Genomic DNA, 21,493 nt, shown 5'->3' on the forward strand with positions numbered 1-21,493 from the left:
CATTGCTATAGTTTTACTTTATAGTAAAGAATTCATCTTATATATCACGATGATTATGTATTATATCCTAGGGCTTCTTCCATATTGAGTATAATTTGTAATATATATGTTATGAATAATTACATTTGAATCATCTGCCGAAATCCCTTGGCTCCATCCTTTGTCTCTCCTATTCATCTGCGTCCATGGGCTCGTTACATCAATCCCTGAGCTGAGACTTTTGGCATGATTCCACTAATTTTTAGAAATGATCCATTGATTTATTAGTCGAGTTCTCCTAGTATTTTTAGTAGAAACATCTAACGGTTTGGCATTTGGGCCATCACTTCGCCATCATTTATGATAGCGCTACCAGTTTCTACAAGAAAGAACGACTATCGACTTTCATTCTAGAGAAGACAGACCGCGTTTAGAATGTTGTTATTCTTGCGATATCAGGTAGGCCATGTCTCTGAGTTTATACCTCTGATATCTTAAAGAAACACGTCTATTAACGGACTTTACAAAATACAGACTGCGATTAGAGGAAGTTTTTCTTGCGATTATAGAATTTGTTCAGCTTTCAAACCTTATCATTCTATAATCTAAAAAACGGGAGGTTGCAGATATGAAATGGAATCACTTCAAGTCCAAGCTTCTGCTTAAATACACACTGTCCTACATCTCCATTTTTCTGATACCTCTTGTTATATTAACTATCATTATTTATCACAATGCCGTGAATACGCTCCGTTCCGAGATCGAGCAGACCAACGTCAATCAGTTGACCCAGGCTAAAACGGTCATCGATGAGCGCATGAAAGAACTACAGGACATTGCCTTTCGAATCGCCTACGATGAGCAGTTGACCCGTTATTGGACTCACCATCCTTATTACAGCCGCGAATCTATCGGGGCCTTGGTCAAATACAAAGCCACCAGTTCCATCATTGATGAGCTGTTCCTGTTCTTCCGCGGAGATAACAGCATTTATTCGTCACAGGGCTTTGAGAATCTGAACGTCTTCACCGACCGCTACAAATTCAACAGCTGGAACGAAACGGAGATGGTTCGTGATTTAAACTCCGTCCCGATTCCGACCATGCGTCCGGCGGAGCAAGTGGTTCAGGGAACCAAAACTCAAAATTCCATGCTGGCATACCTTGTGCCGATCGCACCTAACAATACGCCCGCTCATGGAACCGTCATGTACCTGATTCATGAGTCCAATCTGACCGGATTGATCGACTCCATCCTCAGCGACTACCATGGGATGACTTATATATTCGATAACTACGGGCAAGTGCTGGCCGCCAACTACCAAGGCGAAACCATTACCGAGCAGGAAGTCAGCGCACTGTTCGCGCTTGAGCCCGGAACGCACAGCCTTTCCTTGAACCAAGAGCCGCATTCGGTTGTATCCGTCAAATCCGATGCGGGCTGGACTTACGTCACCGCGATGCCAAGCAACCAATTTTTCAGCCGCATCGTTCATATTCGTACCTTTGTAATTCTGGTATTCTCCTTTGTGGTCGTGATGGGCACCATTCTGGCGATAATGCTGGCCCGCAGACAATACCATCCGATTTCAGACTTAATGGAGTTCATCCGGTTGAAGAATGACCCGGAACCGTCCACATCCAGCAACGAGCTGGAATGGATCAAGAAAACGCTGCACGACTACAGCCAGCGTGTCGATCTGCAAGAGCCCTATGCGCGGAATCATATTCTGCTCATGCTGCTGAAGCATGGCCATACCGGTGAATTCCCCTCCGAATTCACCGAGAAGCTGGGCATCCGCTTCAGCCGATCCCATTATTTTGTCGTGACCATGGGGTGGGAGTCGCACGCCCTTCCCATTGGCGACAATCCGGAGCGGCGGCCCGTCATGCAGTTCATGAACGATGTGGACCTGCCGGCCTTCTCCGCCTATGCCTTTGGAGTGGAGCTCCCACAGCCCGATCAGCTGGCCCTCATTGTCGGATTCGATGCGGAAACCGGGCATGAAGCGAGCCTTAACGCCCGTATGGAGCCGATCGCCCTGGCCTTGCAATCGATGGCGGCAGAGCACACAGGCGTCTCTCCTGCGATCGGGGTAGGCAACCGCTACAGTTATCCGGAGCAGCTGAATCAATCCTTCATTGAAGCATCAACCGCTTTGGAGGCATCCATGCTGCACGGACAGGGCAGCAGCACCTTTTTTAACGCGCTTTCCGGTTCCGGCGCACAGGATTCATCCTTCTGGGTCCCTAAGGATGTGCTGCTGAAGCTGGTTCAGAGCTTGAAGCAGGGCAGTTACGACGTGGCGGTTCAGATGGTATCCACCGCATTAAATAACCTGAAGACGGAAATGCCGTCCGTACCGCTGCTGCGCTGCATCTGCTTCGATATTCTGAACACGATGCTGAAGACGGCTTCGGAGCTTGGCATCCATCATGTGGTCAATCAGCTGCCGCGTGTCACCTCCTATGACTCGCTGGAGGATTTGGAGAAGAAGCTGGCAGGCCTTGCCGCTGAAATCTGCGCCCATGTCGAGGCGAAGAGCGAAACGGAAGAAAGCTCCCTGATGGACGAAATCGTCGCTTATATCGACGCCAATTTCACGGATTATGACCTCAGTCTGGGTACGATCTCGTCTAAATTCTCCATCTCTTCATCGTATTTCAGCCGCTCCTTCAAGGAGAAGATCGGCATGAACTTTACCCAGTACATCTGGCAGAAACGGATGGACGAGGTGATCCGGCTGCTGCTGCACACCACCGATCCATTAAAGGATATCATCACCCGGGTCGGTTACCTGGACACGCCAAACTTCATCCGCAAATTCAAGAAAGAGACGGGATACACGCCCGGTCAATACCGCAAAATGCACAGCCCCGACAGCGCCGCCGTTTCCACGGATGACGACGACGAGGAGTACATCGGCTAACGTTTTCGTAAGTCGGCGTCGGCAAGCCCGTCGGATTAGTTACGCCTGATAAATAGAAACCTCCCCTGAGAATGATTCAGGGGAGGTTTTCGTATGACAAAAGTTTGTAAGTCCATCAACGAGCAATCTGATCGTTTGCTTCACATACCGCCAGCTTTTCCTATTTCCCGGCCGAATTGTCTTGAAGTCCTTGATGCATAGCATCCAACAGGCGATGAGTTGAATCACACCCGTATTCCCAGAACATGATCCCAGCCAAGCCTTGTTCCTTCACATAATCGCATTTGCACTGAATCGATTCCTCATCGTCATATGAAATCAGGCTGGAGCCATTAAAGAGGTACGGTGCACAAGCTTCCTCATCCCAATAACGAATGTAGCCGTTCTTGTTGATGTAATCCGCAGCCAGCTCGGCAAAGGCCGGACCATAGCCGCCTGTGCTGCCGGCCATTTGGTGAAGGCCGTGGTTCCGGTCCGGAACCTCGTTCCATACACGGGAATAGAATGCGGCACCGATGACGATCTTCTCCTTCGGAACACCCGCGCGAACGAACAGGTTCACGGAAGCATCCGTGCTGATTCGGAACAGATCACCGGTTGGCGTGTACAGATTCGTATGATGTCCGGTCAGAACCTGAAACCCGCCGCGCATATCATAGGTCATCAGCTGGACGAAATCGAGGTACTGCTGCACCTCAGCCATCTCCGTGCCGTCTACATAGTACTGGTCAGCCCCTGCCGCTATCGTGAGCAGATAATGACGGCCATCCCGGGAGCCCTTGGCATCCAGCACCTCCCGGATCGTCTTCAGCAGCAGGGTGAAATTCCGTTTATCATCAGGACTCGACCCTATGCCGGCCTCACCGTAACAAGGATACTCCCAGTCCAGATCGATCCCGTCAAAAGGGTATTCCTCCAGCACCCGTACGGCGGATGCGGCCATGCGCTCCCTTCCGCCTTCGGTTGAGGCGGCTTCAGAGAATCCACCGGCGCTCCAGCCGCCAACAGACAGAAGCACCGTAAGATTCGGGTGATCCCGTTTGATGTTCCGGATAGCTTCGCCATTCTTCAAATGCTCGGTGGTGATCTCATCATTCTTGACATGACCGAAGGCTACGTTCAGATGCGTTAACTTCAGCAGATCCTCATGCGTCATGTCGGGAAGAACCGAATCGACGGCGTAACCCGCCACAATATACTTCGTCATTACTCTTCACTCCGATCCCTTCTAGGGTTGTAATATCGCGGTCGCAATCTGCAGGGCTTCCTTCCCGGTGCCGATCTTATATCCGGAAGCCGAATAACGGATTTGATCCTGACTGTCCAGGACGAACAGATGAGGATAACCGGCTTCATGGGCTGCTGGATTCGGGATGAAGCCCGACAAGGAAGCATAACTGGAATCCCGTACAAAAACGGTGCGTGCCGGCAGCTTCGGATAGCTGGCCGGATCAAAGGAAGCCGTCCATTCCGCATCCCCGATCATCAGCACAATCGGCAAGCCCAGCTTATCCAGCGGCTCGGCCAACTCGCTGAGCTCGCGGAGCAGATGCTTGGTCGGCTCCCGCTCCGGTTCGATCCAGGCAGCAAGAGCACCCTCGGATCCCAGAAGATCCTTAAGATTGGCTCCCGCTCCATCCAATCGGGTAAGCGCACTGCCCGGAGACAGTGTACCAAGCACCGGAATGTCGACCGCCGTCTCACGATAGGTCAGCGCCACGCGCGCGGTGTCTCCGGCACGCACGGTAAAGTACGTGAAGCGCACTCTTACCGTTCCGTCCTTCAGCCGGATGCCCGACGTTAGGCGGTACGAGCCCGGCTCAACCTCATACGGCTCATCGTAAACCTCGGTGCTGCCATAAGGATACACCAGCGTTTTGTACACGCCGTCTTCCAGGCGGGCGAAGGTAAAGTTCTCGGCATAGGATGCAGCCGGCGTGTCCTGCGAGCCTTTCGGGTCCCTGAGGAGCTGCAGCATCCCCCAGCTTGAGCTCTCCTGATTCCGCGGCAAGTTCAGACGGAAGATTGCATCTTCCCAGCCTCCAGCACATAAGTACTGCGGCTTCTGCTCGCTCGGATGCAGTCGGGCAGGAATCCCCAGACTGCGGCATACCGCCACAAACAGGATGTCCAGCGACTGCTCGTCTCCCTTCATGAGACTGTATGTGCCTGCCGGATTTCCCTTCCCCTTCAGGTTAGGAAGATCGTCTGCATATATATAACCCCTCTCCAAACGCCCGGCAAGCGCAGAAGGATCCTTCCTGAATGCCGCTGCCTCCGCAGCCGTAAAGGCATCACCGAATACGCGTCGATACGGAACCAGCATTTCATAAGAAACCCGCGGACACAGAATGTACTTCACGAAGGTATCCTCATCCCACTCTCCACGCTGAGCGAGCGCACCCATCAGATGATCATCCAGCGTCTGCCGGAAGGTATCAATCAAATCCTTTTCGTTCAGCGACTCCAGCAGCCGAAGCGGCCACTCGCCATAATCGCCGGCACGCTCCTCCAGGATCGCGGCGATTTCCCTGCTGTTGCCCCTGGCTTTTCGAATAACGTCCCACACCCGCTCCGGAGGCAGTCCTGATGTCTGGGCCATTGTGAATGCCTCTTCTTCGCTCAGGAATGTACCCTCATATTCGGTCCGGACCTTCGTCCCTTCCTCCAGACGGCGGTTATGAGCCCGGATCTTCTCTTCCGGCAGCGCAGACGCGACATCTCCTTCTCCTTCCGGCGGAGGAACCATATCGAAATCCACGGTCCCTGACGGCTGTTCGGATGAATCAAGCACAAATTCGATATGTTCGCCGTCCTGGGTCTTGAACAGGACTTCACTCCACTTGCCGCCGCTGACCACGCGAACCAAGAGGTCGCCATAACCGGTTTTAAAGGAAGCCTTCCCTTCCTCATCGGTCTTGATTTCGGCAATCGGGTAAAATTCAGCCATATTATACAGCTCAAATCGAACGCTTGCGCCGGATACGGGCTCTCCCTGCTTATCCTTCACGCTGACGTAAAGGGTGCGGGCCGGCGCATAATTCTCCAGTAAATTAATCTCTGTAAATCCCTTTTCATTGAGGGTAATATCCTCCGGTCCGGGATAATCGGCAAAAATTCGCGTATTGATCAGCATCGCCCTGCGTGCCGGCGGACTAAACCAGCCTTGATTCAGGCGTGCTTCCGGTTCACATGCCCCGATGTAATACCACTGGCCGTCCGCCCATGCTTCTACCCAGGCATGGTTGCTGTCACAATGTGCCCAGCGCGGCGTATAGACCTGACGCGCGGGGATCCCGATGCTTCGAAGAGCGGCCACCGCCAGCGTGGACTCCTCGCCGCAGCGTCCGCGTGCGTTTCGGATCATCGTCAGCGGTGAAATCGTCCGCAGATCACTGCCGATGTAGGTCGCCTTCTCATGACACCAATAATTAGTTTCCAGAATGGCATCCGCCATCGATAACTTCGCCGTCCGTTCGGCCAGTTCGTTGAAGAGAATACCGCGGAAATCCTCAATATTCTCCGTATTAACCCGGTACGGAAGCACAAAATGCAGGAACAAATGATCCGGCACACGCTCGCCCCAAGGCACTCGCTTACGGATGTCCAATGCTTGACGCACATGACTCAAGAACAATTCCCCATCATAGTCGGCCATGTCGTTTACCGGCATGTAGGCAAACAAATATTTCAGGGCCCAAGTTTCTTCTCCAGTCAGCTCCTGCTCAAAAACATGAAACAGCTGATCTTTGCGGGCTTCAGCAAAGACTACCTTCTCCTGGAACTTTTGCTCGATCCGCTCCATTGTCAGCGAATCCAGCGAGAACACCGCGGTTTGGCTGGTCATCCTTAAGCTCACTCCTTCCATAGCTTTCCGTCTTCCCGAATGCAGATTAGAGCCGTACCGTCCGACGAAGGGGCGCTAATCTGGAACAGGCTGCGGGTCGTTTCAATCACAGGCTGGATGCTCCATGAATCCTCGCCCATGAGCTGCTTTGCATCCTTCGTAAATTCACCGTGGGCTTCATAATAATTTCGCTGCCGGTAATAGAGCCTCCGCAGCTCCCACTTGATCCGTTCGTCTTCCGGAAGCGTGAACGGCTGGCGTTCCTCGCCATCGGCGAATACGACGTAACCCCACAGTTCCGGGTAATGCATATTGATGATGCCCATAGGCGACCATACCCAATTGTCCTCCGGATAAGGCTGGCCTGTCTCCGGATTCAGCACCTTGCGATATTCGCCGTCCTGTACCTCGGTCTGCCATTCCACGCGCGAGAAGTTGACGCGCCAGAACTCACCCGGCGCAGGACGGCGCCCGCCTTCGGCACATTCCTTGAGACTAGCCCAAGGAATCGCCACCTCCACGCTCCATTTCCGGTTATCGGCGCCCGGTCGGTTCAGTTCTCCGTCGATAAACACCGCCGTCTTAAGACCGCTGATGTCCCAGCCGTTGACCGGAGGTCCGCCATCCCGGTACGGTTTCACGAGCAGCAAGTCCCACACCGTGTTCAAGGCATTGATCTCGAATTCATAATATTGATGGCTGTCTCCGTCCGGATCAATGAATATTTCAAAGTCATTATCATAAAAAATAACCGAATCGCGTTCCGTCAGCGTCGCCCATATCTGATCCTCGATCAGCTCCGCGGCAAAATAGAAATACTCGTCGTCCCACAGCATTTTGACCCGGGTCCGTTTCCCCGGCTTTGGACGAAGATCCCCTTCAATATCAACGAAATCGTCCGTCCACTCCGCCGCATCCCAGAACGCCTTATCCACGCGGCCGTCCAGCACGAGCGGCTGCCCCGCACGCTTGCATATATAATGCTTGGGAGCATACTCAATCCTTGGCTCCGGCACACCACTTCTGTTCATGTCATTCTCTCCGCTTCATAAGGGAGGCTTAGCACCTATTAAGGCGTCCCTCCCCGTGATGGTTAGTTATGCGTGACAACGGCTCCCGAGCCGCCATACATCTCCAGCTCTTCGTCAAACTCCAGCTTAAGAACCGTCACCTGCTCATGCGCGTCTTCAGGAGTCATCTTAATCCACGTCGTCCCCGGGATGTTGAACCAAGGCACGCCCCCATGGATCTCGTGTGCAAGCTCCTTGCCCGAATGCAGCACGGTAATTTTCTTGATCGGGTTGCACAGCCCCTTGATGCACACATTCTCTTTCGGATCGTCATAGACAAACAGGTACAATGTCTTTCTGTCCTCGGAAATCGTGCTTCCCCCCAGATAATAGCGGGTCATAATGCCTTCGCCCGTTCCGAATACAGCCTCCTCGTGGGTCCGGATCCACGCGCCCAGCCCAAGCAGAATGTCCTCCTGCCTTGGATCGATGGTGCCGTCCTCGCGCGGACCGATATCCAGCAGCATATTGCCGCCCATCGAGATGCAGTCGCAGAACATCCGAATGATCTGGTTCAATGATTTGTATTTATGATCGGTCGGCACGTAGCCCCACGAACTGTTGATCGTTGTGCAGAATTCCCAAGGTCCCTCCGGTCTCGTGATCGGAATGCCCTGCTCCGGCGTTTTATAATCACCGTGGCCCTGCAGCCGTGAGTTGATGATGATATCCGGATTGAAGGATTGCAGGTAATGCTTGAACTCCGGCAGTTTCCACTGCTCGGCACTCCGTTCCCAGTCGCCGTCGAACCACAGCAGATCCACCTTCCCGTAATTCGTCAGGATCTCCCGCAGCTGGTTGTTATTAAACTCCAGGAATTTCTGCCACTTCTCCTGATCCTGAACACCGTCCACGGGACTGGTGTGCGGGTTGACGCTGCTGAGATCCTCCGGTACCCGTCCTCCTTCAAACACGCTTGGATAATCCGGATGCGACCAATCGATTAGAGAGAAGTACATCCCCAGGTGAATACCCTTCTCCCTGATCGCTTCCGCATACTCCCTCACGATATCCCGATTGGCCGGCGTCCGCTTGACCACGTTGAGATCGCTGTACTGCGTATCCCACAGCGCAACGCCATCATGGTGCTTCGTTGTCAGCACGGCATACCGGGCGCCGGATTTCTCGATCAAATCCGCCCATTTCTCCGCATTGAATTTCGATGCCGTAAAACCGTCCAGCTGCTTCATGTACTCGTCGTACGTGATTCTCCCATTATAGAAGGACCAAGATTCCGAGACTCCGTCCACGGCATAGATGCCATAGTGAATGAAGATGCCCAGCTTGGCTTCTTCGAACCATTTCTGCATATCTGTCCACACCTCTTCTTGAAGTCCTTGTAAGTGAAAAATATGTTTATATAACCCGCCTCTTAACGAAACCGCAATACATGCGCGATCGGCGCTAGCCCCTGACGCTCCTGATCCGGAAGACGGACCGCGACGCCATCGTCCGTGCGGCGATAATCCAGCGCCTCCTGACCCCCGACCAGATCAATGCGGCCGAACGCCGTCTGAATCGGAATGTGTAGCTCCTCAGGGACGGCTTCTTGCTCATTTCGATACAGATAGATGGCGTAGGTCGCATCGCCTTTTTGGGTAAACTGGACCGCGCCGGAGGAATACGGCTCGCAGATGCGTGTGCCATAGATGGCCTCCCCATAGACTTTCAGCCACTCTCCCATGCCCTTCATTCGTGAAATGGCCGTCTCGGGCAGCCTTCCGTCCGGCTGCGGGCCCACATTGAGCGCTAGATTTCCGCCTTTGGCCACGATCTCGACCAGCAGGTGAATGAGCTGACGCACCGTTTTATAACGATCCTCGTAGCGGAAGGAGAAGGAGGTTCCCATCGTGATGCAGCTCTCCCAAGGCACATGAAGGGCACGCTCAGGAAGGGTCTGCTCCGGCGTGATCAGATTCTCGTAAGGCCCGCCGACCGTGCGGTCCGCCGAGAGAAGCCAAGGCTGAATCTCACGCGCCTTCTCTACCACTTCGCCCAATCGGATATTCTGGTCCCGGTAATCGTTCACCCAGCCTGCATCCAGCCACAGCACATCGATGCGGCCGTAACGGGTCATCAACTCCATGATCTGCTCATGGGTAAACTGGACAAACTGCTCCCACAGCCAAGGATATTTCTTCGGATCGTAGCTAGGGCCGCGAGAAGTGAAGCTCCCCGCTTCCATTCCCGGCGCCCAGTAGTATGGGGTATGCCAATCGGCCTTGGAGAAATAGGCAGAGATGCCGAGCCCCTTGGCACGGAATGCATCGAACAGCTCCTTCGTGATATCGGCGTGTTTATGCCTATGGAACGGACATTCCGGTCCCGTAACACGGTAATCGGTCGTATGCGTATCCCACATGCAGAATCCGTCATGATGCTTGGTGGTAAAGTTCAAATATTTGAAGCCGTTATCGGCTGCCAGGTCAGCCCACAGATCAGGCTGAAAGCGAAGCGGGTTGAAGGTCTTGTTCAGATCAAAATACTGCCGTTTAAGCTCCTCCGCATCGATGTCCCAGTCAATGCCGTCACGCGACCAGTCCGCGTCTTTATCGCTCAGCGCCCACGATTCAACAAGGCCCAGCTGGGAATACGGCCCCCAGTGCATCATCAGGCCCAGCTTCTGGTCCTTGAACCATTCCAAGCGTTCCAGAAGCAGCGGATCCTCCGGCTTGACCCATTTGTCCTCACTGCTGAAATTGTGCACGCCCTGCTCCACTACCGCTTGCTCTTCCTCAACCAGCTTGTTCTCTGACATGGTGTACCTCCAATAGTCATTTGTCATAACGATATCTTTAAAGATCATTGGAACGGGCTTCGCCTGCCCCTTAAAAACAATAGCCAACCCCCGGTCATGAAGCGACCGGGATACGTTGGCTCTTTGTTTTTCATATATGCATCTAATTATTGCTCGGCGTTCCAGCGATCATATGCGCCTTGGTAAAGCTCGACGAGACGGTCGCTGCCCATTTTCTTGACTTGTGCGACGTATTTATCCCAATTCTCAAGCGGCTCTTGGCCTGTTACGAATTTGGCTTCCATCTGTTTCACGTACGTTTCCAAATCGGACAACAGCGCAGTTGCCTCGCTCTGCTCTTCATTCGTCAAATAAACGTTAGGGAATGGCGATTTTCCGATCGGTACCAGCTTCTCTTGATTCTGCTGATCGATCCACTCATCGAATTCGGTGCGAAGACCTTTCGCAACATCCGGATCATTGACGCCAGGTGTCAAAATACCGTAGTTCGGCGTGATTTTGCCGCGATACTCCTCACGATCACCGCCGCCCGGCACTGGGAGCCATTCTTTCACGCGGTTTGCCTCATCCTTGAATTTCCACAGGGTGCCTTCCGGTCCTTGGTTAAACAGCGTGGCGCCTTCATAGCTGTACAGGTAATCGATCCAGCGCATGGTCGCTTCCGGAGCTGGGTTGCTGCTCGAAATGGCGAATGTGCCTCTTGCCGACATACCAGGATGCATGCCGTATACCGGAGAATCGGCGATTTCACTCTTCACCGGCGTCATGAGCGGATGCTCGCTGCTAGGCTCGCCGCCGAGCGTGAAGTACGCATGGTAGTCGTTAAACAGGGCCAGCTGATTGTTCTCACCCTTGGCTTTTTTCTGATCGCCTGTTTGCGAGAAGGTTTCATGATCCAGCAGCTCTTCCTTCCATAGACGGTTCATGAACGTCAGATAGCCTTTGTAACCTTCTTCCTGATAAGGGTAGTGCACTTTCCCATCCTTGTCGGAATAGATTCCTTCGTTGTACATGCCCCAGAAGCCGAAGAAGTACATGCGCAGGTCATCCAGCTTGACGGAAGTCAGCGGAATCTCGTCTTTCTTTCCGTTTCCGTTAGGATCTTCTTCCTTGACGCGTTTCAAGAATGTATATAATTCTTCAGTAGTCTTAGGTTCGGACACGTTTAGCGCTTTTAGGAACTTGCCGTTGTACCACATCGGGCCTCTGTACCATACGGCGGCCTTGTCGACGAATGGCAGGGCATACATATGTCCATCCGGGGTCGTGAAGGATTTGCGGACATCTGGGTTCTCGTCCAAAATCTTTTTGATGTTCGGTGCATAACCTTCGTCAATGTACTTCTCCAGCGGAATGAGGATACCTTGGCTGCCGTAGGTCACCTGCTCAGCCGGCTTCAGATCGGCCGCATAGAACATATCGGGCAAATCGCCGCTCGCAAACACCAGATTTTTCTTCGTTTCAAAGCTGTCAATCGGAGAAAGCTGATATTCCAGCTTGATGCCTGACAATTTCTCCATCTCTTGTAGTACGGGCATCGTATTCCAATCGGCTACACCGGCATCCTGTGACATGACCGTCAGCGTGATCGGCTCATCCACAATCGGGAAACCTTCCTTCTTTACCCCTTCCGTGCTGGCTGTCCCGGACGGTGCTGTAGCAGCGCCATCTCCTTTAGGTGAACCACAGGCTGCAAGCATTGTTGCTGAGAGGGTGAGGCAGAGTAAAATAGATGATGCCTTGCGAAGCTTTTTCATGACAACAACTCCCCTTTTTTGGTGTGGATTGTATGGTTTAAGATCAGCCCTTAACGGAACCAATCATAACACCCTGCACAAAGTAACGTTGAAGAAACGGGTAAACTGCAATAACCGGAAGTGTCGCAACGATAATGACCGCATATTTGACCAGTGCGGCAATTTCCGCTTTGGAATTCATCGCTGCTGCGGATGAGGCGTCAATCGCCCCGCCGCCCTGTGCTGCCATCTCCTGAAGAACCAGGATTTGACGAAGGAAGAGCTGAAGCGGGTACTTCGCGGCATCATTCAGATAAATCATGGCACTGAAATAACTGTTCCAATGTCCGACGCCGTAGAAAAGTGCCATGACGGCAATAATCGGCATCGAGAGCGGCAGTACGATTTTGATGAATAATCGGAAGTTCGTACAGCCGTCGATATGGGCCGCTTCCTGAAGCTCCTTCGGAATGGTCGATTGGAAGAACGTCCGGGACACAATAATATTCCAGATGGACGCAGCTCCCGGCAGAATTAGTGCCCACATGCTGTTGACCATGCCAAGATCTTTAACGAGCAGGTAACTTGGAATCAGTCCCCCGCCGAAAAACATCGTAACCAGGAACACCGCCATAAAAAATCCTCTGCCCACAAAATCGGAGCGGCTTAGCGCATAGGCTGCAGGCAGCGTAACAATCAGATTCACGATCGTACCTATCACTGTATAAATAATCGTGTTCTTGTAGCCAATCCAAATGTTGGCATTCTCAAACACCCGGGCGTATCCATCAAAAGTGATCCCTTTCGGAATCAGCCACATTTCACCTGAGCTTACGTACTTCGGATCACTGATCGAGGCGCTGACAATGTACAGCAGCGGGTACAGTACGATGATCAGTGCAATCGTCAGATAGATGTAGTTGCATAGCAGGAATAATTTATCCCCTTTGCTTTCCCTTACCGTGGATGACATATGTTATTCCCCCTTCTACCACAGGCTGTTTTCGCTGGTGCGACGAGCGATTTGGTTCACCGCAATCAGCAGAATCGCATTAATGACCGAATTGAACAATCCGACGGCGGTAGAGAAGCTGTACTGTGCGTCAACCAGACCGGAACGATAAACAAAAGTCGAGATGACATCGGAAGAGCTCATATTCAGCGGGTTCTGCAGCAGCAGGATTTTCTCGAATCCGACACCCAAAATGCTGCCCATGTTCAGGATCAACAGGATGGTGATCGTAGGTACAATCGCCGGAATGTTAATATGCAGAATGCGTTTGAATCGGCTCGCACCGTCCACGACAGCAGCTTCATGCAGCTGCGGATCGACACCCGACAAAGCAGCCAGATAGATAATGGTACCCCAGCCTGCGCTCTGCCAGACGCCAGACAGCACGTACACAGTCTTAAACCAAGCGGGATCTGTCAGGAATTGCGGCGGCTGAAAGCCCAGCATTTCCACAAAATTTACGATCATGCCGGACGAAGGCGACAAGAAGGTAATGATCATACCGGACATAACAACGACTGATATAAAATGCGGCGCATACGTGACGGTCTGTACCGTACGCTTGAAGAATGAATCCTTCACTTCATTGAAGGCCAATGCCAGAATGATGGGCAGCGGAAACCCGATGGCCAGCTCATATAAGCTGATGCTTAAGGTATTCCATAGCAAGTCCCAGAAGTAATAAGAGTTAAAGAAGCGTTCGAAGTGGTCGAATCCGACCCACGGACTTCCCGTTATTCCCAAAGTCGGAATGAAGTTTTTGAAGGCAATTTGGATCCCGTACATCGGGCCATAATGGAAAATGACAAAATACAGAAATGCCGGAGCGATAAACAAATACAGCTCCCAGTTTCGAATCATCCTCCTCCATAATGTATTTTTCTTACGATTCGGCATCGTGTTAACCGATAAGCTTTGCGTCAGGGCGGATTGACCATCTTGCTGCATAGGTTGCCCCCTCCTTTTCTAATGAAAATCCGGCCATTTTTTTTCGGAAAAGCACCCCTGTTCAATGTAAAAAGAAAGAGCCTTCCTGACCACACATGCCTTAGCGTGCGGCTTGCCCGCTTCGGAAATGTTAACGCTTACATCCCAAGTGTATGGACTGCCGCATGATCCGTAAATATGTCATTTCTATTGTCTGTTCAAAACAGCTCAATGTACTGGTATGACGGGCTTTTTACGTCCCTCCCACTCTTGCCATTGTCGTTTTCAAGCAGGAAAACATGTGGTTTTTGACCCCTTCCCCTCCGGTAAATTGTCATCCAGGCCAATGGGATGAGCCTTGACAGATGTCATATCTGACCGTAAGTTGGAAAAATAAACCGCAATAGCAAAACTGACATATTCTAAAAGAAATGAGGTATTACGCATGCAGCCATCCTCCTGGATTTTAGCCGGTTACGTAGGGCGCAAGGTCTTGTCCACAATCACGACCGAAGATGCCAAGCGGCTCACTCACTTGAATATCGCTTTCGCCCATATCCAAGAAAACAAGATTACGTATACCGATACAAACACCATTCACGAGATCCGGCGCCTGAAAGCCGTCAACCCCCGGTTAACCGTTCTGCTGTCCGTTGGCGGCTGGGGCTCTGATGGATTCTCGAAAGCTGCAGCCACGCCCGAAGGAAGACAAAGCGTGTGCGAGTCGGCGATCAAGCTGCTACAAGAGTTTCCTTTTGACGGCATTGACCTGGACTGGGAGTATCCATGCTACTCGATTGCCGGAACGGCCGCATCACCAAGCGATAAGGAGAACTTCACGCTGCTCCTGAAGGAGCTCCGGGAAACGCTGGATCAGTACGGACGAGGCAAGACGCACTATCTGCTCACGATCGCAGCCGGGGCGGATCAATATTATATCGATGGCACCGAGATTAGCGAGATCCACCGCTATCTCGATTTCATTCAGCTGATGACGTACGACATGCGCGGCGGATTCCAGACGCTGACGGGCCATCACACCAACCTGTACACCTCAACTGGCGATCTGTTCCGAATCAGCGTCGATGCCTCTGTCCGCCTGTTCACGCTTGCCGGCGTGCCGCGCGAGAAAATCGTGATCGGGGCCGCATTTTACTCCAGAAAGTGGAAGGACGTGCCGGATGTGAACAACGGTTACCTCCAGATCGCTCCCTCCACCGGTGGTTATGGTCCGACCTATACCCAGCTCGCAGCCGAATATTTCAATAATCCTTCCTATAAAAGGTACTGGGACGACGAAGCCAAAGCGCCTTATTTATTCGATGGCAGCAGCTTCATTACTTACGATGATGCTGAATCTTTGACTCATAAATGCAAATACATACAGGATCAAGGCTTGGCTGGTATTATGTTCTGGGAATACAGCTGTGATGCGTCACACAGCCTGCTGGATGCCATGTATAAGGCATTCCACTCTTAAACAGAGTGGGGACCTGCCTGAGTTGTATCGGTTTCACTCCCCTTCATGTGTCTTTATTTCGCTATTCGTTCGGACTCTTTTCTAATGGTGAAGGAGTCCTTTTCATTTCATTGCTTACGCAAAACGAGGATGTCGACAGATAACACGTTATGTTTCCTATCATGTCGCTAACTTCGGATTGCTGCGCTGCAATGGCTTGGCTTTATTCTAGGAGTTCCTTCCGAACTCCGTAAATATGTCGTTTTTATCTTTAACTATAGAGCATGCAAAGCCTCATAAACACTGGAAATTTCATACTGTATATGTTGATCTTGCACCTGACATGAGGATTACAATTCACTGACAATCTTGGATTTTGGACAGAAAAAAAGCCATTCCTGAACACGGAAAGGCTTTTTTATCTATGAGGGTATGGATATTTCTCAAAAACTATGTCATTTTTATGTGAATAAATATAACTTATCTAGCTGTATTTCGGTCGTCATTCGTAACATCACCAAAGAAGCGGATCGAGTACAATGCACACAGACCGACAATCGTATAGATGATGCGGGAGCCGATGGAGCTCTGTCCACCAAACAATGCAGCTACCAGGTCGTATTGAAACAGGCCGACCAGAAGCCAGTTAATGCCTCCAACAATCAATAACAGCAAAGCTATTGTATTAAATGTTCTCATCGTTTAACCCTCCTTACGTCCGATTTTTACATCATTCGTTACATGTTTGTTCATCTATGATTTTAGTATCTATTTTTAACCAATTATTGCGTATGTAATCATGTCCGAACAAAAAAACATCCCCTTAACGGGGAAGCTCTTGCACCGGGATCGTTCTCTTCCTTTAGACCCCCTTGGGGAAACCGCGTTTATGATGTAAAAGCTCGAGAAACACCTCTACAGCCTTGGTATGATAAGGTGTCTTCTGTGTAATCCATGAGAACTGCCGTGCCACCGGTCTGCCATTCGGTACCAGCATATGCAGCGTTCCGAGCTGTACCTCCTTACGCACTGCCCATCGCGACAGCAGCGTGACGCCAAGGCCTGCCTCCACGGATTCCTTGATCAGCTGGGTGCTTCCGAACTCCACGATATGCTGAGGGCGAATATGATACCGTGAGAACATCCGCTCCGTTGCCTCGCGGGTGCCCGATCCGGCTTCCCTGACAATCCAGGTCTCATCCGCAAGCTCGGAGAGCGATAGCTCCTCCAGATGATCATACCGCCCGTCCCGGGGAACCATCACCAGCATCTCATCCTCGGCAAAGGCCTCGATATGCAGCTTATCATCCTGATAATCTCCCTCCACGATGCCGATATCCGCCTCATGGCGCAGTATCATCTCCGCCACCTCCGTGGTGTTCCCGATCATAATCGATGGGCGGATCAAGGGATAATGTTCCCTCATATAAGCGATCAAATGCGGCAGCATATATTCCCCGAAGGTGTAGCTGGAGCCAATGGACAGATTGCCGCTCGCCCGATGCATCAAATCATCTACAAGCGTGTTCATGCGGGTGTACAGACCCAGAATATCCTTCGCATGATGATATACAATCTCTCCGGCTTTCGTAAGCCGGACATATTTATTGCTTCGCTCCAGCAGCTTGGTGCCCACAGACCGCTCGAGCGCTTGAATATATTGGCTTACCGCGGGCTGTGTCATCAGCAGTTCCTCCGCTGCACGGGTAAAATTCCCCTTCTCTACCACCGTAACGAATACCTCCAATGGTTGATCCACGCTTTTGGCCTCCTTCGTTCGCAATATCCACGAATGGTTATGAGTTATATTACCATAACATATCACTTATGATGATCATCATAATGATTTATTTTTCTTATCCAACGGAAAGGGATACGATGGGTTCAGACCAACCGAACGAATCGGAGGTTACATTTTATGACAGAGCCAGCCTATTCCAAATCACAAGAACACGTCCATCGTCTGGTTCGATGGACACAGCATACGCTGCCCGCCGCAGCAGGCGGCATTGCCTTTACCTTTGTCATCGCTCTCATCGGTTACTTATTAGCAAGCGTACCTGGCCTTGGCTACCTCGGCCAGCTTGCCTGGGCGATTCTCATCGCCGCGTTATACCGGCAGCTGCGCGGTTACCCGGAGAGACTGCGTGTTGGAATCCAATTCACGGCCAAGCGGCTGCTGCGTCTGGCGATCATTCTATATGGCTTAAAGCTGAATATCGGCATTGTGTTCCAGCAAGGCCTCGGTTTAATGATGAGGGATGTTATCAGCGTCGTGTTTGCCATCGGTCTTACGCTGCTGATTGCCAAATGGCTGAAGGCCGATATGTCCTTGTCCCTTCTGCTCGGTATTGGAACCGGCGTATGCGGTGCGGCAGCTATTGCCGCCGTATCCCCGATTCTCAAGGCGAAGGAGAAGGACACTGCGCTTGGGGCTGGACTGATTGCCTTTCTTGGAACCATCGTCGCGATCGGCTATACCGTCGTCCAGCCGCTTCTTCCTTTAACGGACACCCAGTATGGCGTTTGGTCGGGCGTCAGTCTTCATGAAATCGCCCATGTGGCCCTGGCAGCTGCTCCGGCAGGTGAAGATGCCCTTGCGATTAGTCTGCTTGCCAAGCTTGGACGCGTATTTCTGCTCGTACCGCTCAGTATCGCGCTTATGGTTTGGATGAAGCGGACCGGGCGTCTACAGAGCCAAACACGGATGGAGTTTCCCTGGTTTCTGCTTGGTTTCATCGCAGCGAGTTTAGTGGGAAGCTGGGAATTCACCGGACAACCGATCATTCCCCTGCCGATCAAGGATTGGATTTCTCAAGCGGCCTCCTTCATTCTTGCCATGGCGATGGTGGGACTTGGCCTCAATGTCCACTTGAAGGATATACGCGGTGCCTGGCGGCCGCTGCTGGCCATGTCCATCACCACCGTGCTGCTGATCCTGCTTACTTATGTCATGTCATAAGCAAGCGGGACGCAGCCCTTGTGTACAAAACGGAAAACCATCCCCTGCGACAGTTTCCCGGCAGGGGATGGAGTTTTTGTGGTGAATAGCCTCATGCACCATTCCTCTATCCTCTAACGTTGAATTCAAGTCATATTAGGATGGCTGCCAATACGACAACCCCTGTCTTTTTCTTTCCATTTTAGGGTAAAACTAAATGTAAGCGGTCGGCCCATTTCGGGTGGAAGGTTTAACTCCCCTGCTTTCTTGGGTATTTGAGCTTAGTATGCAGTAAACATGCAGAGCTATCATGATAGAGGAGATGGAAGTATGCAACGAAATCATACGATTATGCAATTCTTCGAATGGCATGTTGCAGCCGATGGCTCGCACTGGAACCGACTCAAGAACGCAGCCCCGGAGCTGAGCAAGGCGGGAATCGATGCGGTATGGATTCCGCCGGTGACAAAAGCTACGTCCGCAGAGGACAATGGCTACGGCGTATACGACCTCTATGATCTGGGAGAGTTCGATCAGAAAGAAACGGTTCGCACGAAATATGGAACCAAGCAGGAATTGATCGATGCCATCGCTGCCTGCCACAAGAACGGAATTGCCGTCTATGTGGATCTGGTCATGAACCATAAGGCGGGCGCAGATGAGACCGAGAGGTTTCAAGTTGTACAGGTCGACGAGATGGATCGGACCAAGGATATATCGAAGCCATTCGAGATTGAGGGCTGGACCAAATTCACCTTCCCTGGCCGAGGGGATCAATACTCCTCGTTCCAATGGAATTTCACTCATTTTAACGGTACCGATTACGACGAAATCAGCAAACGCTCAGGCATTTACCGGATCGTCGGCGAGAATAAATCATGGAGCGATAACGTTGACAATGAATTCGGCAATTACGACTACTTGATGTTTGCCAACCTTGATTACAGCCATCCGGATGTACGCAAGGAAATGATCGCATGGGGCAAGTGGCTGGTGGATACGCTGCAATGCAGCGGATTCCGGCTGGATGCGATCAAGCATATTAACCATGACTTCATTAAAGATTTTGCCACTGCCATGAAGAAAAAGCGCGGAGATGATTTTTACATCGTGGGCGAGTTTTGGAATCCCGAGCTTCAAGACTGTCGAAACTTTCTGGATACGGTGGATTACAAGATCGATCTGTTTGACGTGTCTCTTCATTATAAACTCCAAGCGGCTTCCAAAGCCGGCCGTTCCTTTGATCTGCGCACGATCTTCGACGATACACTCGTGCAGTCGCACCCGATGAATGCCGTCACGTTTGTGGACAATCACGACTCGCAGCCGCAGGAATCGCTCGAATCCTGGGTGGAGGATTGGTTCAAGCAGAGCGCTTATGCGTTGATTCTGCTGCGAAAAGACGGTTATCCTTCCGTTTTCTATGGCGATTATTACGGAATCGCCGGCGATAAACCCATTCCCGGCAAAAAGGAAGCGATTGACCCGCTGCTGTATGCCAGAGCGAACCGGGCGTACGGCGAGCAGGATGATTATTTTGACCACCCGAATACGATCGGCTGGGTCCGCTGCGGCATTCAGGAAATCGAGCACTCCGGCTGTGCGGTGGTCATCGCCAATGGCGAAGCCGGGGATAAGCGGATGTTTGTCGGCAAGCATCGAGCCGGAGAGGTATGGGTAGATCTGACCCATACTCGGAAGGATCGGATTACGATCGGCGAGGACGGTTTCGCTCTTTTTCCGGTGAACGGCGGCAGCGTATCCGTCTGGGCTCACCCGGATATTCCCGTAGAAGCGTAAGCAGCGGCATTTTACACAATCGAAAAAACCGAAAGGATCGGTTTCGCCAGGCACTCCTAATGTGTAGGAAAGCACCTGGCGCAAACCCTCATCCTTCCGGTTTTTCGTGTTAACGGCCACGCACCGATCAGCCTTTCACCTGATAACGACGGCGCAGGCCTTCGCCTAACAGGTTAAACGTGATGATCAGCAGCATCATGGCAAATGCGGGATACACAACGAATTGGAACTTCCCTAGCCAGATGTCCGCCCGATGCTTGGACAGAATCGTGGCCCAGTTATACCCGGTCTCCACGAATTCCATGACATAATAGTTAACTTCCTTCCACTCATGACCAAGAAAGATGTTCACGATCGCAAGCTGGCCAAGCAGGAGCATGACCTTTCCCATATCCAAACAGAAGTTGACAATCACCTCGGGGAACATGACCGGAATATAGTAATTTTTCGTCAATGTCCTCGTGCGGAGTCCTAACGCGGTTCCGGCCTCCATGTAAGGCTCGCTTGCCATCTTGTGGGCATGCTGCTGAATCGTAATCGCAACCCGGCCGGCCTCAACGCTGGCCAGAATCAGAATGGCCCAGCCCATCCGCTGCTGGGAGAAGAGAAAGAATGGCAGTGCAAGCAGCAGAGCCGAAGCGAATACCGGCGGCAAATAGGAGCACAACTGGTTCCAAAAGGTGATGAGCCGGTGGGTGAACCCCTTTTTCTTGCGGGCAATCAATCCCAGGGGCACCCCGATCGCATATCGGACAGCCGTAATCGCGAGCACCAGCAGGATCGTATCCTTGGCGGTCACCACCAGTTTACTCAGGTTATCGACCCCCCTCTTATCCGATCCAAGCCAGTTCTTTGAGGAAGGCTTATAGGGCGGGAGGGTCAGCTTCTGCTTCCCGTCCTTCATCACCCATCTGGAGGGTTCCTTCTTCAAATCCTTATCAATGAAGGGCATGTAAGGCCCCGCCAGCATAACGAAAACAAAGAAAGCAAGCAAAATACCGCCTATCCATAAAGGGACATTCTTCAAGACGACTC

Annotated in this window: 15 protein-coding genes; 4 read left to right on the forward strand and 11 right to left on the reverse strand. The window is 51.8% G+C overall.

Going from position 1 to position 21,493, the window contains the following annotated elements:
• Positions 1 to 607 precede the first annotated feature (607 nt).
• Positions 608 to 2,908, forward strand: a complete 2,301-nt coding sequence (locus ACQKPA_RS14230) for a helix-turn-helix domain-containing protein (protein ID WP_427493193.1) — start codon at positions 608 to 610, stop codon at positions 2,906 to 2,908.
• 160 nt (positions 2,909 to 3,068) lie between these two features.
• Here ACQKPA_RS14230 and ACQKPA_RS14235 read toward each other — a convergent pair whose 3' ends face one another.
• The 8 genes from ACQKPA_RS14235 to ACQKPA_RS14270 form a co-directional block, all read right to left on the reverse strand.
• Positions 3,069 to 4,115, reverse strand: a complete 1,047-nt coding sequence (locus ACQKPA_RS14235; RefSeq protein ID WP_427493195.1) for a glycoside hydrolase family 18 protein — start codon at positions 4,113 to 4,115, stop codon at positions 3,069 to 3,071.
• Positions 4,116 to 4,136: 21 nt separating this feature from the next.
• Entirely contained in the window at positions 4,137 to 6,755 is a 2,619-nt protein-coding gene (locus ACQKPA_RS14240; RefSeq protein WP_427493197.1) for a transglutaminase domain-containing protein, read from the reverse strand.
• 8 nt (positions 6,756 to 6,763) lie between these two features.
• Positions 6,764 to 7,786 carry a carbohydrate-binding family 9-like protein gene (locus ACQKPA_RS14245; RefSeq protein ID WP_427493199.1) on the reverse strand — a complete coding sequence of 341 codons (1,023 nt, stop codon included), beginning with the start codon at positions 7,784 to 7,786 and terminating at the stop codon, positions 6,764 to 6,766.
• 62 nt (positions 7,787 to 7,848) lie between these two features.
• The gene (locus ACQKPA_RS14250) at positions 7,849 to 9,135 is read right to left on the reverse strand and encodes an alpha-L-fucosidase (RefSeq protein WP_427493201.1); all 1,287 of its coding nucleotides are present in this window, start codon (positions 9,133 to 9,135) and stop codon (positions 7,849 to 7,851) included.
• 62 nt (positions 9,136 to 9,197) lie between these two features.
• Positions 9,198 to 10,583, reverse strand: a complete 1,386-nt coding sequence (locus tag ACQKPA_RS14255) for an alpha-L-fucosidase (protein WP_427493203.1) — start codon at positions 10,581 to 10,583, stop codon at positions 9,198 to 9,200.
• 146 nt (positions 10,584 to 10,729) lie between these two features.
• The gene (locus ACQKPA_RS14260) at positions 10,730 to 12,340 is read right to left on the reverse strand and encodes an extracellular solute-binding protein (protein WP_071218757.1); all 1,611 of its coding nucleotides are present in this window, start codon (positions 12,338 to 12,340) and stop codon (positions 10,730 to 10,732) included.
• 43 nt (positions 12,341 to 12,383) lie between these two features.
• Positions 12,384 to 13,292, reverse strand: a complete 909-nt coding sequence (locus tag ACQKPA_RS14265) for a carbohydrate ABC transporter permease (protein WP_071218756.1) — start codon at positions 13,290 to 13,292, stop codon at positions 12,384 to 12,386.
• A 15-nt stretch (positions 13,293 to 13,307) separates the two neighbouring features.
• The gene (locus ACQKPA_RS14270) at positions 13,308 to 14,279 is read right to left on the reverse strand and encodes an ABC transporter permease (RefSeq protein ID WP_071218755.1); all 972 of its coding nucleotides are present in this window, start codon (positions 14,277 to 14,279) and stop codon (positions 13,308 to 13,310) included.
• A gap of 424 nt (positions 14,280 to 14,703) precedes the next feature.
• On the opposite strand from ACQKPA_RS14270, the gene ACQKPA_RS14275 reads away from it, so the two are divergent.
• Positions 14,704 to 15,738, forward strand: a complete 1,035-nt coding sequence (locus tag ACQKPA_RS14275) for a glycoside hydrolase family 18 protein (RefSeq protein ID WP_427493206.1) — start codon at positions 14,704 to 14,706, stop codon at positions 15,736 to 15,738.
• 459 nt (positions 15,739 to 16,197) lie between these two features.
• Here ACQKPA_RS14275 and ACQKPA_RS14280 read toward each other — a convergent pair whose 3' ends face one another.
• Together ACQKPA_RS14280 and ACQKPA_RS14285 are read right to left on the reverse strand one after the other, a co-directional pair.
• On the reverse strand, positions 16,198 to 16,416 hold the full coding sequence (locus ACQKPA_RS14280; protein ID WP_071218753.1) for a DUF378 domain-containing protein: 219 nt from the start codon (positions 16,414 to 16,416) through the stop codon (positions 16,198 to 16,200).
• 163 nt (positions 16,417 to 16,579) lie between these two features.
• Complete coding sequence (locus tag ACQKPA_RS14285; protein WP_427493208.1) at positions 16,580 to 17,476, reverse strand: LysR family transcriptional regulator; 897 nt, start codon at positions 17,474 to 17,476, stop codon at positions 16,580 to 16,582.
• A 159-nt stretch (positions 17,477 to 17,635) separates the two neighbouring features.
• Between ACQKPA_RS14285 and ACQKPA_RS14290 the strand changes: the two genes are divergently transcribed.
• Positions 17,636 to 18,679 carry a YeiH family protein gene (locus tag ACQKPA_RS14290; protein WP_427493210.1) on the forward strand — a complete coding sequence of 348 codons (1,044 nt, stop codon included), beginning with the start codon at positions 17,636 to 17,638 and terminating at the stop codon, positions 18,677 to 18,679.
• A gap of 309 nt (positions 18,680 to 18,988) precedes the next feature.
• Complete coding sequence (locus tag ACQKPA_RS14295) at positions 18,989 to 20,458, forward strand: alpha-amylase (protein WP_427493212.1); 1,470 nt, start codon at positions 18,989 to 18,991, stop codon at positions 20,456 to 20,458.
• 127 nt (positions 20,459 to 20,585) lie between these two features.
• Here the strand turns inward: ACQKPA_RS14295 and ACQKPA_RS14300 are convergent, their stop codons facing one another.
• Complete coding sequence (locus tag ACQKPA_RS14300) at positions 20,586 to 21,485, reverse strand: ABC transporter permease subunit (protein WP_427493213.1); 900 nt, start codon at positions 21,483 to 21,485, stop codon at positions 20,586 to 20,588.
• Positions 21,486 to 21,493 lie beyond the last annotated feature (8 nt).

It is taken from the genome of Paenibacillus sp. NPDC093718, from assembly GCF_050279985.1.
In the GTDB taxonomy this organism is placed as follows: Bacteria; Bacillota; Bacilli; order Paenibacillales; family Paenibacillaceae; genus Paenibacillus_AQ.